The organism is Clostridium sp. UBA2485, from assembly GCF_002341865.1.
In the GTDB taxonomy this organism is placed as follows: domain Bacteria; phylum Bacillota; class Clostridia; order Clostridiales; family Clostridiaceae; genus Clostridium_J.
Genome location: NZ_DDOV01000021.1, coordinates 1 through 16211 on the forward strand (window position 1 = coordinate 1; position 16211 = coordinate 16211).

16 protein-coding genes and 1 tRNA gene are annotated in these 16211 nt (G+C 30.0%); all 17 read right to left on the reverse strand.

Annotation, left to right across the window (positions count from 1 at the left end):
- Positions 1 to 601 precede the first annotated feature (601 nt).
- The 17 genes from murD to B3603_RS03150 all read right to left on the reverse strand — a co-directional run bounded on the left by murD (position 602) and on the right by B3603_RS03150 (position 16176).
- Positions 602 to 1975, reverse strand: a complete 1374-nt coding sequence (gene murD, locus B3603_RS03070) for a UDP-N-acetylmuramoyl-L-alanine--D-glutamate ligase (RefSeq protein WP_291560612.1) — start codon at positions 1973 to 1975, stop codon at positions 602 to 604.
- A 665-nt stretch (positions 1976 to 2640) separates the two neighbouring features.
- Complete coding sequence (locus B3603_RS03075; protein WP_291560615.1) at positions 2641 to 4029, reverse strand: glycine--tRNA ligase; 1389 nt, start codon at positions 4027 to 4029, stop codon at positions 2641 to 2643.
- 607 nt (positions 4030 to 4636) lie between these two features.
- Positions 4637 to 4711: transfer RNA gene (locus B3603_RS03080), tRNA-Asn, on the reverse strand.
- Between the two features lie 264 nt (positions 4712 to 4975).
- On the reverse strand, positions 4976 to 5284 hold the full coding sequence (locus tag B3603_RS03085; protein ID WP_291560618.1) for a hypothetical protein: 309 nt from the start codon (positions 5282 to 5284) through the stop codon (positions 4976 to 4978).
- The gene (locus B3603_RS03090; protein ID WP_291560620.1) at positions 5256 to 5459 is read right to left on the reverse strand and encodes a hypothetical protein; all 204 of its coding nucleotides are present in this window, start codon (positions 5457 to 5459) and stop codon (positions 5256 to 5258) included. The genes B3603_RS03085 and B3603_RS03090 overlap by 29 nt, the downstream gene beginning before the upstream one ends.
- A gap of 188 nt (positions 5460 to 5647) precedes the next feature.
- Positions 5648 to 7177, reverse strand: a complete 1530-nt coding sequence (gene lysS / locus B3603_RS03095) for a lysine--tRNA ligase (protein WP_291560622.1) — start codon at positions 7175 to 7177, stop codon at positions 5648 to 5650.
- 13 nt (positions 7178 to 7190) lie between these two features.
- The gene (gene greA / locus B3603_RS03100; RefSeq protein ID WP_039634417.1) at positions 7191 to 7673 is read right to left on the reverse strand and encodes a transcription elongation factor GreA; all 483 of its coding nucleotides are present in this window, start codon (positions 7671 to 7673) and stop codon (positions 7191 to 7193) included.
- 224 nt (positions 7674 to 7897) lie between these two features.
- Complete coding sequence (dusB, locus tag B3603_RS03105; RefSeq protein ID WP_291560625.1) at positions 7898 to 8875, reverse strand: tRNA dihydrouridine synthase DusB; 978 nt, start codon at positions 8873 to 8875, stop codon at positions 7898 to 7900.
- An 8-nt stretch (positions 8876 to 8883) separates the two neighbouring features.
- Positions 8884 to 9663 carry a type III pantothenate kinase gene (locus tag B3603_RS03110; protein ID WP_291560627.1) on the reverse strand — a complete coding sequence of 260 codons (780 nt, stop codon included), beginning with the start codon at positions 9661 to 9663 and terminating at the stop codon, positions 8884 to 8886.
- A gap of 182 nt (positions 9664 to 9845) precedes the next feature.
- The gene (locus B3603_RS03115; protein ID WP_291560630.1) at positions 9846 to 10049 is read right to left on the reverse strand and encodes a hypothetical protein; all 204 of its coding nucleotides are present in this window, start codon (positions 10047 to 10049) and stop codon (positions 9846 to 9848) included.
- A gap of 5 nt (positions 10050 to 10054) precedes the next feature.
- Positions 10055 to 10234 carry a hypothetical protein gene (locus B3603_RS03120; RefSeq protein ID WP_291560632.1) on the reverse strand — a complete coding sequence of 60 codons (180 nt, stop codon included), beginning with the start codon at positions 10232 to 10234 and terminating at the stop codon, positions 10055 to 10057.
- 111 nt (positions 10235 to 10345) lie between these two features.
- The gene (locus B3603_RS03125; protein ID WP_291560634.1) at positions 10346 to 11482 is read right to left on the reverse strand and encodes a sodium ion-translocating decarboxylase subunit beta; all 1137 of its coding nucleotides are present in this window, start codon (positions 11480 to 11482) and stop codon (positions 10346 to 10348) included.
- 19 nt (positions 11483 to 11501) lie between these two features.
- The gene (locus tag B3603_RS03130) at positions 11502 to 11882 is read right to left on the reverse strand and encodes a biotin/lipoyl-containing protein (protein WP_291560636.1); all 381 of its coding nucleotides are present in this window, start codon (positions 11880 to 11882) and stop codon (positions 11502 to 11504) included.
- Positions 11883 to 11905: 23 nt separating this feature from the next.
- Complete coding sequence (locus B3603_RS03135; protein WP_291560638.1) at positions 11906 to 12256, reverse strand: OadG family protein; 351 nt, start codon at positions 12254 to 12256, stop codon at positions 11906 to 11908.
- 12 nt (positions 12257 to 12268) lie between these two features.
- Positions 12269 to 13759, reverse strand: coding sequence for an acyl-CoA carboxylase subunit beta (locus tag B3603_RS03140; RefSeq protein ID WP_291560640.1), 1491 nt, complete (start codon positions 13757 to 13759; stop codon positions 12269 to 12271).
- A gap of 292 nt (positions 13760 to 14051) precedes the next feature.
- On the reverse strand, positions 14052 to 15722 hold the full coding sequence (locus tag B3603_RS03145; protein WP_291560643.1) for a formate--tetrahydrofolate ligase: 1671 nt from the start codon (positions 15720 to 15722) through the stop codon (positions 14052 to 14054).
- Positions 15723 to 15786: 64 nt separating this feature from the next.
- Entirely contained in the window at positions 15787 to 16176 is a 390-nt protein-coding gene (locus B3603_RS03150) for a thioesterase family protein (RefSeq protein ID WP_291560645.1), read from the reverse strand.
- Positions 16177 to 16211 lie beyond the last annotated feature (35 nt).

Sequence of the window (16211 nt, forward strand, 5' to 3'; positions counted from 1 at the left end):
CTGTTTAATTTTCAAAGACCAATTTCTTACTATTTTGCCGTCGTTTCCCGACTGCTTTTTTATCTTATCACTTTGTTTTCTCATTGTCAACATATTTTTTGAAACTTTTTAAAGTTTTTTTTAGAAGACTTAAATCTCTTTAAGATCTAATAAATATGTTGCTTTAAAAACTTAGTGTGTCGCTTTAGCACTTGGCGCTGGCGACTCATTTATAATAACACGATATAAAAGGGTCCAACTTTCCCTTTTTATTATTTTGATAAAATTATTTTATAAATTCTTCATAATACTCTTTTTTTCTTTATTTTTCACATAAAGATACACTAGGACAAGTTTGTTTTTATTTTTTAAATTTTAGTAGTAAACATGCTTTATTACACATATTACAACAACCTTAATAATCTACATTTTCCCTAGTTTTTATAGATTTTACATGCGCAGACTCTATACCCTCTTAAAAGAATAGCCTTAATATCTTAAAAGATTTTGATCTAAAGTTTCTTACCAAAAATAAGTATTAGTAGTTTTTTATATTACTCTATATCTTCAATTAATAAATACTGCCTTAAGCATTTATTATACTTAAGGCAGTATTTATTAATTATAAGTTATTAATTATTTTCTTAAATTTATTTCCTCTAACTTCAAAATTTACAAACATATCAAAACTAGCACAAGCAGGAGATAGTGTTACTATATCATCTTTTTCTGAAATTTCTTTTGCCTTATCTACCGCTTCTTCTAAAGTATCAACCATATATATTGTAGTTTCTATTCCTTCTTTTTCTTTTAACTCATCAAAAGCTGCCTTTATTTTATACTTTGTTGCACCTAGTAATATTAATGATTTAATATATTTATATCCTTCAAAAGCTAAAGGTTCAAATGGTAGATTTTTATCATATCCTCCTGCTATTAATATAACAGGCTTTTCAAAAGCTTTAATACTTGCTAAAGTCCTTGTAGGACTAGACGCTATAGAATCGTTATAAAATTCCACTCCATTTATAGATCTTATAAATTCGCTTCTATGTTCCACTCCTCCAAAAGATATAGCTATATTCTTCATAGCTTCAATATTCACTTCATCACAAGTTGCAGAAAACGCAGCTAATAAATTTTCAACATTATGCATACCTTTTAATTTTATATCTTTCTTATCACAAACTTCCTTACCCCTAATATATAACTTTTCATTTTCATAGTATGCACCTTTTTCTACTTTTTTCTTTCTACTAAAGGTATAGACTCTTCCTTTAGCTTCTCCTATCATTGAGCTAGTTATGTCATTATCTTCATTTAATACTAATAGAGAGTTTTCATCTTGATATTTGTATATATTCTTCTTGCTTTCAACATATTCATTCATGTCCTTATGCATATCTAAATGATTAGGAGACAAATTTGTTATTACTGCTACATCTGTAGAATCCTTCATTGTCATAAGCTGAAAGCTTGATAATTCTAATACTACTCTATCATCCTTTTTTATTCTTTCTATATTAGTAAAGAGTGGTGTTCCTATATTTCCACCTACCCAAGTATTATATCCTGCTTCTTTTAATATATTATACACAAGTGTTGTAGTTGTAGTTTTCCCATCACTTCCTGTAATACCATAAATCTTAGCAGGGCAATATCTTACAAACTCCTCCATTTCAGATGTTATATAAGTTCCTTCGTTTTTAGCTCTAACTAAAGCTTCACTATCTATTCTCATAGATGGAGTTTTAAAAATCACTTCAAATCCTTTTAAATTATTTAAATAGTTGTCTCCTAATTCAAACTTTATTCCTAAGTTTTCATACTTATCTATATCTTTAAATTGGTCTCTATTTTTCTTATCAAAAGCCGTTACCTTAGCTCCAAGTTTAACTAAAAACTCTATAAGAGGTATATTACTGACCCCTATACCCACTACTGCTACATTTTTATTCAATATATATTTTTTAAAATCATTAAAATCTCTTTTCATTCTATTTTTAATCCTCCAACATTGACTATTATCATTAATAATATGTATATTATAACACTTTTTATTTGTTATTTGAATTACTGTAGAATATGATATAATTAAAAACGAGAATTTTGTCGAAATTGTTCGAATTGAATTAATATATAAACTTATCTTTGTCGTATTGATTTGCATTTTTCTACATGCTATACTTCTCTTGTGCCGTAAGGAATATGTTAAGATGATTCCCCAAAGTTTTAACATAACACATAACATATCCCCATGATTAAACCCTATTTTTTACCGGATGACAATCCGGTTATTTTTTTACCCAAAAACCCTTTTAACTTTAAAATTCTTCTCGACATTATTGAGTATTTTTAGAATATATTTGTTTTATTTTTTAAATTCTTTAAAGAAATTTTAAAAATATAATTTTATCTATAAGTTATTACTATCAATTTCAAAAGAAAAACTCCCTACAGGTATATTAGACTTGTAGAGAGTTTTTCATTCAATTTAGGCATCTGAAATAAAATAATAAACCAAAGATGTTAGTATATTTTATATCAGACAAGGCGTCAGGTTCTGCTCATAGTGGTGCTATGGTCAGGTTCTGACAACACAGTATGATGGAAAACAGGCTAACATACTGGTCTATTATTTTTTTGAAGATGCCTAAGTTATTAAAATTCCATTTTTTCTTCTATATATTTAGTAAGTTCATCCACATGAAGTCTTACTTGCTCCATTGTATCTCTATCTCTTACTGTTACAGTATTATCTTCCATAGTATCAAAGTCCACTGTTATACAGAAAGGTGTTCCTATTTCATCTTCTCTTCTATATCTTTTTCCTATACTTCCTGCTTCATCATAGTCAACATTAAATTTTTTAGCAAGTATTGAATAAACTTCTAAAGCTTTTTCACTTAATTTTTTACTTAATGGTAGTACTGCTGCTTTAAAAGGTGCTAGTGCTGGATGCAAATGTAATACAGTTCTAACATCGCCGCCTTCAAGTTCTTCCTCATCATAAGCATTTACCAAGAATGCAAGAGCAACTCTATCTGCACCTAATGATGGCTCAATACAATATGGCACATATTTTTCATTTGTTACTGGATCTAAGTAAGATAAGTCTTCTCCGGAATGTTCCATATGTTTTTTAAGGTCGTAATCTGTTCTATCAGCTATGCCCCATAGTTCGCCCCAACCAAATGGGAATAAAAATTCTATATCACAAGTTGCATTACTATAGAAAGATAATTCCTCTTCACCATGATCTCTAAATCTTAAATTTTCTTCTTTCATACCTAGATTAAATAAGAATTTCTTGCAGTATTCTTTCCAATATCCGAACCATTCTAAGTCTGTTCCTGGTTTACAGAAAAACTCTAGTTCCATTTGTTCAAATTCTCTAGTTCTAAATACAAAATTTCCTGGTGTAATTTCATTTCTAAAAGATTTACCAATCTGAGCTATACCAAAAGGTACTTTTTTTCTTGAAGTTCTCTGTGCATTTTTAAAGTTAACAAATATACCTTGAGCTGTTTCTGGTCTTAAGTATATTTCTGATTTACTATCATCAGTTATTCCTTGAAATGTTTTAAACATAAGGTTAAATTTTCTTATGTCTGTAAAGTTTTTCTTTCCACATTTAGGGCAAACTATTTGATGTTTTTCGATATACTCTTTATACTCTTCATTAGTCCAGCCATCAGCAACTGCAACTTCTGCTCCTTCTGAAGTCATATGATCTTCCACTAATTTATCTGCTCTAAATCTAGCCTTACAATCTTTACAATCCATTAATGGGTCTGAGAATCCTCCAACGTGTCCTGAAGCCACCCAAACTTCTGGGTTCATAAGTATAGCACAATCAAGTCCTACATTATATGGACTCTCTTGAACAAACTTTTTCCACCATGCTTTTTTAACATTGTTTTTAAACTCTACTCCTAATGGGCCATAATCCCAAGAGTTAGCAAGTCCTCCATAAATCTCTGAACCTGAAAATATAAATCCTCTATTCTTACATAAGCCAACAACTTTATCCATAGTAACTTCTTTCATAAAATAATACCTCCATTTTTTTTATTTATAAACACTCCAATTGAAGTAAATTTAATCTAATAAAAATAAAAAAACTATTACTAGTTAAGGGACGAAATAACATTCCGCGGTTCCACCCTTATTAGCAATAGCTCAGCTCTACTAAAATATACTCAAAAGCTCCCTTCACTATAAGTCCTTAATGATTTACACCATCCATCATTTCTCTTTATAAAGTACTTAAAGTTACTCTTCTTCATCAATGTATAATATTAAATTGTATTGATATATGCTATCATAAAAATTCTGAATTGTCAAGCATTAATTATTAAAAAGTTAATATTAAAATATACTTTATTTATACTTACAAATTATAGCCACTTCTACTAATACAAAATATGAATACTTTGCTTATTGTAAAGTTGTTCAATAATCTCTTAATAATAAAAAAGTAACTAATAACTTTTTTAAACTTATCGTAGAAATTAATGCTTTAAAATTTAGTTAAGTATTGTAAATTAAATTCTAATATCTTATAACTTATGTATAAGTTTAATTTTTTATAAATTCATTACAATAAAAAAAGTAATACCATAAAGTATTACTTATATCTATCAAAAATAAAAAATGGCTCCGCGAAGAGGATTCGAACCTCCAACCTATCGGTTAACAGCCGAGTGCTCCACCGTTGAGCTATCGCGGAATATCGTCATTACTGACTACATATATTATTATATCAAAAATCAAAAACAAATGCAATAGTCTTTTAAAATTTTTTTATACTTTTTTATTTAACTTTATATGCCTTATATTAACTGTGATAAATAATCTATATTCATTGATATTTTTGCTCATATTCAACAATATTAAGTCCTGAAATTTTTATAGTAAGTGGATATTTAACCTTATTTAAAACATCCTTTTTTATAGATGTTCTAAAATCTTCACTTTCATAAATATCTGAAAGTCATAATGCATTTTTCTCTACAAGGTTATTGTCTTTATCATATATTTTGATAGTTTTATCATTATCATAAATAAGGCTATGATCTTTATTTATGCTATATTCATTATTTCCTATAGATAAAAATTCTCCTTTATCTTTGTTTATATTTTGTTTTTTATTAAAATATAGTCTTAAAAAATTATTATCATTTCCCTCTATTCTATCTAAATATATTTCTGAATTATTCCCTTTATAAACAAGTTCTTTTACTTCAATAGGCTCATTAAAATAGCTTAATAGTTTATTTATCTTTAGGCATATAACTTTCATCGACTTGTATTGTAACTTCTATAGGAGTAACTCTAGTAATTCTATATCCCATTTGGTGAATGATATTTTTTCTCATACTTTCCTTTAGATCTTCTTTATTAATGAAATTTAATCCTACTTCAACAATCAAGGTTAGAGCAATTAAACTTAGAACTACTTTAGAACTTCGCTTCATTTTAATCTCCCTTACAAATTATTCTTATAAAAATTTTTAACATAATTATTGTTAAATGTTAATATTCAATAATTTAAAAGTAGCGTTATAAGGATTATATATTACTAATAAGAGTGCTCTTAGGAAAATTATACCATATAAAAAGAGATATAAAGTCTTCATAGACAATATATCTCTTAATTTTCATATTATTGTAATGGTTTCATAGTTGGGAATAAGATTACGTCTCTTATTGATGTAGAATCAGTTAAGAACATAACTATTCTATCTATACCTATTCCTAATCCTCCAGTTGGTGGCATACCTACTTCTAATGCACTCATAAATTCTTCATCTATAACATAAGCTTCATCGTCACCAAGTTCTCTTTCTTTTGCTTGCTGTTCAAATCTTTCTCTTTGTACTATTGGATCATTAAGCTCTGAATAGGCATTACATACTTCTCTACCATATATAAATCCTTCAAATCTCTCAGTAAATTCAGGATTTCCACGTTTTTTCTTAGTAAGTGGTGAAATTTCTACTGGATAATCGCATAGGAATGTTGGCTGTATTAAATGTTCTTCCGCAAACTCTTCAAATAAAGCATTTAATACATCTGCCTTTGTACAATCTTTTAATTCTTTCTTAAATTCCAAATGCTTTTCTTTAGCAATAGCTTGAGCTTCTTCATCTGTTTTAATAGTCTCAAAATCTATTCCTGCATATTCCTTAACTGCATCCACCATTGTAAGTCTTCTCCAAGGTGGTGTTAAATCTATTTCCGTTCCTTGATAATTTATTTTAGTAGTTCCATGCACTTTCTCACAAGCATAAGCAATCATTTGCTCTGTAATTGCCATCATATCATTATAATCTGCATAAGCTTCATATAATTCAATCATAGTAAATTCAGGATTATGTCTTACGCTCATACCTTCGTTTCTGAAGTTTTTACCCATGTCATAAACTTTCTCGAAACCACCAACAATACATCTTTTTAGATATAATTCAGTAGCTATTCTTAAATACATATCTATATCTAATGCATTATGATGAGTAGAGAATGGTCTTGCAGCTGCACCACCTGCTATCGGTGATAAAATTGGAGTTTCAACTTCTAAGAATCCTCTATTATCTAAGAATTCTCTTATACTTCTTATTATTTGAACCCTCTTCATGAAAGTATCTCTAACATCCTTGTTCATAACAAGGTCAACTTCTCTTTGTCTATATTTTAAATCTGGATTTTTAAGTCCATGCCATTTCTCTGGTAATGGCTTTAATGATTTAGATATAAGTGTAACTTCCGTTGCACGTACAGAAACTTCTCCTGTTCTAGTTCTGAATGACGTTCCTGTTACACTTAAGAAATCTCCTATATCAAATGTTTTAGCATCTTTAAAAGATTCTTCGCCTACCGCATCTAATCTTATATATACTTGAATTTTTCCACATCTATCATGAATATCACAAAATCCAGCTTTACCTTGAATTCTCTTAGACATAAGTCTTCCTGCTACAGTAACTGGAATTTCTCCGCCTTCTTCAAATCCATTAACAACTTCTTCTGATGTGTGGGTTCTATTCACTTTATAAACATCAAATGGATCTTTTCCTTCAGCTTGAAGTTCAGCTAACTTTTGTCTTCTAATTCCTACTTGCTCATTATATTCAGCTTCTTTTGCTTGAATATCTTCCACTTCAATCTCTGGCGTATTTAAATTATTTTCTTCCATATATAAACTCCTCCTATGCTCTTTTTATTTCAAGTACTTCGTATTTACTTACTCCATCTGGAATAGAAACTTCAATTACGTCTCCTACTCTTTTACCTACAAGTGCACTTCCAACTGGTGATTCATTTGAAATTTTATTCTCCATTGGATCTGCTTCTGCTGAACCAACAATATGGAATTCTACTTCTTCATCAAAGTCATAGTCTTTAACTTTCGCTATTGAACCTATACTAATTATATCCTTATCTAATTCACTTTCATCAACTACTGATGCATTTCTCAGCATGTTTTCAAGTTGTATTATTCTTCCTTCTACAAAAGCTTGCTCATTTTTAGCTTCATCATATTCAGAGTTCTCACTTAAATCTCCATATCCTAAAGCTACTTTAATTTTCTCAGTGATTTCTTTTCTCTTAACTGTTTTAAGGTACTCTAACTCTTCTTCAAGCTTCTTTATTCCCTCATAAGTCATCACATATTTTTTAGAATCACTCATTTTTTTCTCCCCTTTAAACAATATATATATTTACTCTATTCTTCAATAAAACACTTTATTAATTTAACATGATTGTACCACAAAACTTCTTTAAAGTCTTAAATCCACAAAACTTCTTTAGAATTTGTGGATTTAAGACTTTAAGTTATTATAAATCAGTGGCTACAATATGTCAATAAAAGGATGTCCAATACATCCTTTATTAATATTTATGTAATATTATATTACTGTATATTATCCACAAATACTGATTTATATTCAAGTAAAATACTTAACACATCTTCGTATTTAGTCATTGAATTAATTCTGTCTTTGATTTCAGTGCAATATTTAAGCCCTTTAATATACCAAGCTATATGCTTTCTCATTTCCCTTACAGCCTTTATTTCTTCAAAATACTTAATAGCTAAATTTAAATGATTAATACACATATCTACCTTTTCTATAGGTGTAGGTTCTGTTATACTTTGACCTTTCAAAGCCTGAGCTATCTCTCTAAAAATCCAGGGGTTACCCATAGCCCCTCTTGCAATCATTATGCCATCACAATTAGTTTGTTTTTTTATTTTTATGGCATCCTCAGCTGAAAATACATCGCCATTTCCTATTACAGGTATTTTAACTGCTTCTTTAACTTGTCTTATAATATCCCAATCTGCTTTTCCTTCATACATTTGCTCTCTAGTTCTGCCATGGACTGCTATAGCATCTGCACCTGCATCTTCTATGTATTTACTAAACTCAACAGCATTTATATTATTTTCATCAAAACCTTTTCTAAATTTAACAGTTATAGGTTTTTTACTTACCTTCTTCATTTCCTTTACTATTTCTGACGCCAATTTAGGATTTTTCATAAGTGCTGATCCTTCACCATTTTTAACAATTTTAGGCACAGGACATCCCATATTCACGTCTACTATACAGATATCATTATTTTCATTAAACACTTCACAAGCATAGGCCATTATTTTAGGTTCATTCCCAAAAATTTGAATACCTACAGGTTTCTCTTCATCTGCTATTCTCATTAATCCTTCTGTGTTTTTGCTTTTGTAAAATAGTCCTTTAGCACTTATCATTTCAGTATATACAAGTCCACAGCCCATATTATTACAAATACCTCTATAAGCTATGTCTGTAACACCTGCCATAGGCGCTAAAAACACTTCATTATCAAAATGAAGATTTGATATATACATACTATCACCTAGTCTCTATTTTTTTCGTATATAATTCTAAGTCCATCTAAAGTTAAAAACGATTCCACTTTATCTATTGTAGAAGATTCTTCTGATATTAACTTAGCAAGTCCCCCTGTAGCTATAACTATAGGCTCATCTTCACCTTTAGCCATCATTTCTTCTTTCATTTTACGTACTATGTAATCAACTTGACCTATGTATCCATAAACTATGCCCGCTTGCATACTTGCTACTGTATTTTTGCAAATTACAGTTTCAGGCTTTGAAAGTTCAACTCTTGGAAGTTTAGCCGCTTTTTCAAATAATGCGTCTGAAGATATCTTTACTCCCGGACAAATTGTTCCTCCTAGATAATCTCCATTTTTAGTTATAGCACAAAAAGTAGTAGCTGTACCAAAGTCTATTATTATCATTGAACTTTTATAAATATCAAAAGCTGATACTGCATTTACTATTCTATCAGCACCTACTTCTTTTGGATTATCATATTTTATATTTATACCAGTTTTAACTCCTGGTCCAACTATTATTGGTGTCTTATCAAAATATTTTCTTATCATATGTTCTAAAGAGTACATAATGTTAGGCACCACAGATGATATTATTACTCCTTCTATATCAGATATTTTTATATTGTTTTGTTCAAAAAGTTGCCTCACTTGTATACCATATTCATCGGAACTTCTCTTGTGATCAGTGGATAGCCTCCAATCAACTAATAATTCTTTTTCTTTGTATATCCCTAATACAATATTGGTATTCCCTACATCTAAAACAAAAATCATTTAAATTCACCTCTATATAGTTAAAAGCAGCTTTAAAAGCTGCTTTTATCCTGTATGTTTGACTAAAAAAATCTCATTACAATTAATAATTTAATTTTAACAAGTTAATCTATTTTGTCAAGGTGTTTAAATCATTTTTTAAACTTGTAATTTATGTATATATAATTTAATGTAAAGATTATTTATATTACGTTCTTACTACTATTTTGCATTATATTTAATATTTCTTTTTCATCCTTAGCAAACTCATATAATATTCTTTTTAAATTTCCTTCTTTTTCGCTAGTCATTAAGTTCATGTACATATTCATTAAGCTTTTCTCTACATTTGCAATATGACGACTTCTCATTAATTGTTCTTTTGTTAAATGATAATTATATTTCATGATAATTACCTCCTTAAGAGCTGTTGTAATACTTCAATGTGATTATTGTGCTTTTGTATTAATTCCTCAATTGAACTTTGTATAGATCTGCTATTTACAGCCTTTAAATAGCTTTTATACTTGCTTATAAGTATTTCCTCTTTTTCTATAATGTTATTAATAGTAGCTTGATTTGGACATATCATAAATAATCTCCTCCTTTTTCCTATATTATTATCAATATAAAAAGGTATATACTTCTTTTTAAGAAGTATATACCTAATTTATAAATTGTTCACACTTTAGAATATGCCTTACTAGCCAAACATAGAAAGTAATACACCAGCTGCTACAGCACTACCTATAACCCCCGCAACGTTTGGTCCCATAGCGTGCATAAGTAAGAAGTTAGAAGGATCTTCTTTTTGCCCTACAACTTGTGAAACTCTAGCGGCCATAGGTACTGCTGAAACTCCTGCTGAACCTATTAATGGGTTTATTTTACCCTTAGTAACTTTACACATTATCTTACCTATAATTACACCTGAAGCAGTTGCCACTGCAAAAGCACTAACCCCTAAAATCATTATTCCTATAGTTTTTGGAGTTAAAAATATCTCAGCTTTAGCTGTTGCTCCAACAGAAAGTCCTAAGAATATTGTTACTATATTTATAAGAGCATTTTGTGCAGTATCGCTTAATCTTCCAACAACTCCAGATTCTTTAAATAAATTTCCAAGCATCAACATACCAACAAGTGATTTAAGTGATGGAAGGAATAATATAACTAAAATAGCAACAACTATTGGAAATATGATTTTTTCCACCTTCTTAACCTGTCTTAGTTGTCCCATTTTTATTGTTCTTTCTTCCTTAGTAGTCAACGCCTTCATGATTGGAGGTTGAATTAATGGTACTAGCGCCATATATGAATAAGCTGCAACTGCTATTGGTCCAAGTAAATGTGGAGCTAACTTATTTGTTAGGAATATAGCTGTAGGTCCATCTGCTCCTCCAATTATACCTATAGATGCCGCTTCTTGTGGAGTAAATCCAAGTAATATTGCTGCCATAAATGCAAAGAACACTCCAAATTGTGCTCCTGCCCCCATAAGAATACTGGAAGGATTGGATAATAGTGGCCCAAAATCTGTCATAGCACCAACCCCTAGGAATATAAGTGGTGGGAATATTTCTAATTTAACACCTCTTGATAAATAATATAATAATCCTCCAACTTCACCTGCAACCGGTTCTGCCATTATATCTGCTAATGGTAAATTTGTAAGTAACATACCAAAGGCTATAGGTAATAGTAATAATGGCTCAAACTCCTTTGCAATTGCTAAATATATTAATAAACAAGAAACACCTATCATTAAAAGTTCTTTCCAAGTTATTGCAGCAAAACCGGAGGTACTTAATAATTCTTGTAATACTTCAATTATATTCATTTAGCTTACCTCCTTTTTATTATGCGATAACAGCTAAAACGTCTCCTGTATTAACAGCTGCTCCTTTTGCCACATTTATTTCAGCAATGCTACCATCTACTGGTGACATTATTTCATTCTCCATTTTCATAGCTTCTAAGACAAATAATACATCACCTTTTTTAACTGTAGTACCTTCAGTTATATTTATTTTAACTATTGTTCCTGGCATTGGACAATCAATCTTTTCTCCTGAAGCATTTGATTTTTTAACTGCTGGTGCAGCTGCTGACTTTTGTACTGGCGCCGGAGCTATTGGTTTCTCTGGGGCTACATTAGGTGCAGAAGTAAATTCTCCTTTAACTTCTTCAACCTCTACCTGATATATATTTCCATTAACAGTAACGTTATATCTTTTCATAGTAATTTTCCTCCCTATACATTTTAGCGATTAAATTTAGTAGTATTATTTTGCCAATTTGCATTTCCACTATTTATTCTCTTTATACTCTTTATATTTAAACCTGAAGTTGGTACATTAAGATGAGCTGATAACGTTGCCATTATAACCGCAACTAACTCTAAGTCATCTTGAGGATTTTCTATAGTTTCTACCTCTTGTACTAATGGTTCAAATATCTCTTCTTTAACCGGCTCTATTTTCTTCTTTTTATCTTTTAATAGAAAACTTTGAAATTTAATTATATACATTAAGATAACTAATACAGCGAAAACTATGATCATAGCTACTGCCGAAACTCCTAATGCATCTATTAGACTTAATTTTTCATTCATATTATATCCCCCCTAAATTAATACGCTTCCATGCTTTTTAGGGTAGCTTAACTCTCTTTTGTTTTGTAACATATCTAACATTGCAAATACTCTTTGTTTAGTTTCACTTGGTTTTATAATATCATCTAACAAACCTATTTCTGCACAAGCATATGGATTTGTAACTTCATCTATATATTTTTTAACAATCTCTTCTTCTTTTGCTTTTGGATTATCCGCAGTTAATATTTCATCTCTATATTTAGACATTATTATAGCCTTAGGGGAAGTTAATGAAATTCTAGCCGTTGGCCATGCTAATGCTATATCAAAAGCTGCTTCCTTGCTCGCTAGTGCTAAGTAACCAACTCCATAAGCTTCTCCAATTATAAGTGAAACTTTTGGAACTACCGCATCACCTAAAGCATATACAATTTTTGATACGCTTTTAGCTAACCCCATCCTTTCCTCCTCAAGATTAATAACAATTCCCTTTGTATCTACAATACTAAGTATTGGAATGTTGAAACTATCACACATTCTTACAAAGCTTGCTACTTTATTTGAAAGTTTTATATTAATCTCACTCTTTTTATTAGAATCGTTTGCTATAACACCAACTGTTAATCCATTTATTTTTATTAAATAAGTGTTTATGCTCTCTTCCATAGTTTTATTTATTTCTAAAACAGAATTTTCATCACTAATTGCATTTACTACCGCTTCTCCACTATAATTTTCATTGATAGCAGCCTCATTTAATGTTTCTTTAGCTTCATTTAAATCCATAGATTCAGCAGTTAAATACGGCATTTCTAAATTATTAGATGGTATATAATTAAATAATTTCTTAGTTAACATTACTGCTTCCAGCTCATTGCTAACAACAAAGTGAGCATTTCCATTTTTAATGGAAGATATTCCATCACTATACATGGAGCTACTTACATATCTCTCTTCTTTATCTATCAGTTTATCACTTGTACTTATACTAAGTTGTCCATTATTTTCTACTACTATAACAAAGTCACTCATAGTGGCATTTAATGCCATTGTTCCATTACATGGTCCTGAAACAATAGAAACTTGAGGTATTACACCACTATTCTTAGTAGTTTTTCTTAAAACTTCTCCATAGGAAGCTAAAAGTTCGATTCCATCACCAACTTTTCCACCTATGGAATCAAATATCTTAACTATTGGTGCTCCCATTTTCACTGCAGCATCCATTATATTGCATATTTTTTTACTTGATTGTTTATTGAATGTTCCCCCATTTACAGTGTAATCTTCGCTATAAATGTACACTAATCTTCCATCTATAGTTCCATGTCCTGTTACAACTCCTGCACCATTTTTATCAATTAGTGCCCCTACCTCTACAAAAGAACCTTCATCTAAAATATTTAAAATTCTTTCTCTTGCAGTTATTTTGTTTAAGTTGTGTTGCATTTCAACTTTTTCTACTCCACCACCTTGGTGTGCTTTATGTCTAATTTCATCAAAGACATCAAGTTTATCCATATTATTGCCTCCTGACTTTAGATTACTCTTTGTTACCCCGCCATAATAATAACATAAAAAGTGCCATTTGTACATAAAATTTGCAAGTTTTAATTCATTTTTCTGTGTATTGAAAAAAAACAATTATAAATTGACGTGTAATCATTCTTTTCCTTTAATATTCTTTCTATTTTCCTTTATTTCAAAAGAAAAATAGATGACTAGTTATTTTAAAGTATATTTTGCATATTAATAAAACCACTATAAGTATGTACTTATAGTGGTTTTATTAATTATTATTTATTCTTTTATACTAGAATAATCCTTCTATTGTTCCATCTTCTTTTATATCTATTTTAGCTGCTGCTGGAATTTTTGGAAGTCCTGGCATAGTCATTATTGTTCCTGTTAATATAACAATAAATCCTGCACCATTAGAAACCTTAACTTCTTTTACAGAAACTTTGAATCCTGTTGGCCTTCCAAGAAGATTTGGATTGTCTGATAATGAATTTTGTGTTTTAGCTACACATATAGGTAATTTATCTAAACCTATTTTTTCTATGTCAGATATTTGCTTTTTAGCTGCTGGTAGTATTTCAATTCCATCAGCTCCATATATCTCTTTAGCTATTGTTTCCATTTTTTCTTTTATAGTTAATTTTTCATCATATAATACGTGGAAATTACTTTCTTTTTCTTCAATAGTTTTTATCACTTTTTCAGCAAGTTCTAATCCACCTTCTGCACCTTTTCCCCAAACTTCAGTCAATGCAACTTCTACACCTTTATTTTTACAGAATTCTTCTATATATTTAATTTCTTCTTCACTATCACTTATAAATCTATTTATAGCTACAACTGCTGGTACACCAAACTTTTCAACATTTTCTATTTGCTTTTCAAGATTTTCTATACCTTTTGCAAGAGCTTCTACATTTGGAGTATTTAAACTATCTTTTTTAACTCCACCATGATGTTTAAGCGCACGAATAGTTGCTACTATTACTACTGCACTTGGTTTTAGATTTCCATATCTACACTTAATATCAAAGAACTTTTCTGCTCCTAAGTCTGCACCAAATCCAGCTTCTGTTATAGTGTAATCACCTAATTTTAAAGCCATCTTAGTAGCTAAAATACTATTACATCCATGTGCTATATTTGCAAACGGTCCACCATGAATTATTGCTGGTGTATTATCTAAAGTTTGGACTAAGTTAGGCTTAACAGCATCTTTCATAAGCATAGCCATGGCACCATGAACATTCAAATCTTTACAATATATAGGTTGTCCCTCTATGCTGTAAGCTATAAGAATTTTCCCAAATCTTTCTTTCAAATCCATTAAATCTGTTGAAAGACAAAGTATTGCCATTATTTCAGAAGCAACTGTTATTGTAAATCCATCTTCTCTTGTAAATCCATTTGGAGTTCCACCAAGTCCCACTACTACTTGCCTTAATGCTCTATCATTCATGTCTAGAACCCTTTTAAATACTATTCTTCTTGAATCTATTTTTAATTCATTTCCTTGATGAATATGATTATCTATAGCTGCACTTAAAAGATTATTTGCTGTTGTAATTGCATGCATATCTCCAGTAAAATGCAAGTTTATATCTTCCATAGGAATTACTTGAGCATATCCTCCACCAGCAGCTCCTCCTTTTACTCCAAAAACAGGGCCTAAAGAAGGCTCTCTTAATGCTATTACTGCATTTTTCCCCATGTTACAAAGAGCTTGACCTAATCCTATAGTAACAGTGGATTTTCCTTCACCGGCTGGAGTAGGATTTATAGCTGTTACTAGTATAAGTTTTCCGTCTTCTTTATCCTTGTTATTTTCTAATACATTGAGAGATATTTTTCCTTTATATTTTCCGTATAGTTCAATATCGTCCTCAGTTAATCCTATTTTTTCTGCAACTTTAAGTATAGGTAACATTTTTGCACTTTGAGCTATTTCTATATCTGTTTTCATATCAATATCCTCCAATCTACATATATAAAATTTTGTGTACAATTATATTTTATGTACAACAATCTTATTTATTATCAAGTTTTCCTATGAAATTATCTATATTAACTATATATCTTGAATGAGTACCTTCTCCAATTAAACCATTTTCATCATAAGCTTTTACTAAAAAAGTTATTTTCTTTCCCTGAATATCTTTAACTACAGCTTCACATTTTACTTTCATCCCAATTGGTGTAGCCTTAATATGCTTCGCATTGACCTCTACTCCTACAGTTGTATCTCCTGGTTCTAAATATAAATCAATAGCATTTTTAGATGCATTTTCCATTAAGCCTATCATTGCAGGCGTTGCATACACTTTTAGAGTACCTGAACCATGATGAAGTGCTGTATCATCTTCTGTTACAATCTTTTCAATAATTGCATTTAGCCCTATCTTTAATTTACTCTCCATTTACCTACCCCCTAACATAAATTTGGTAATATAAT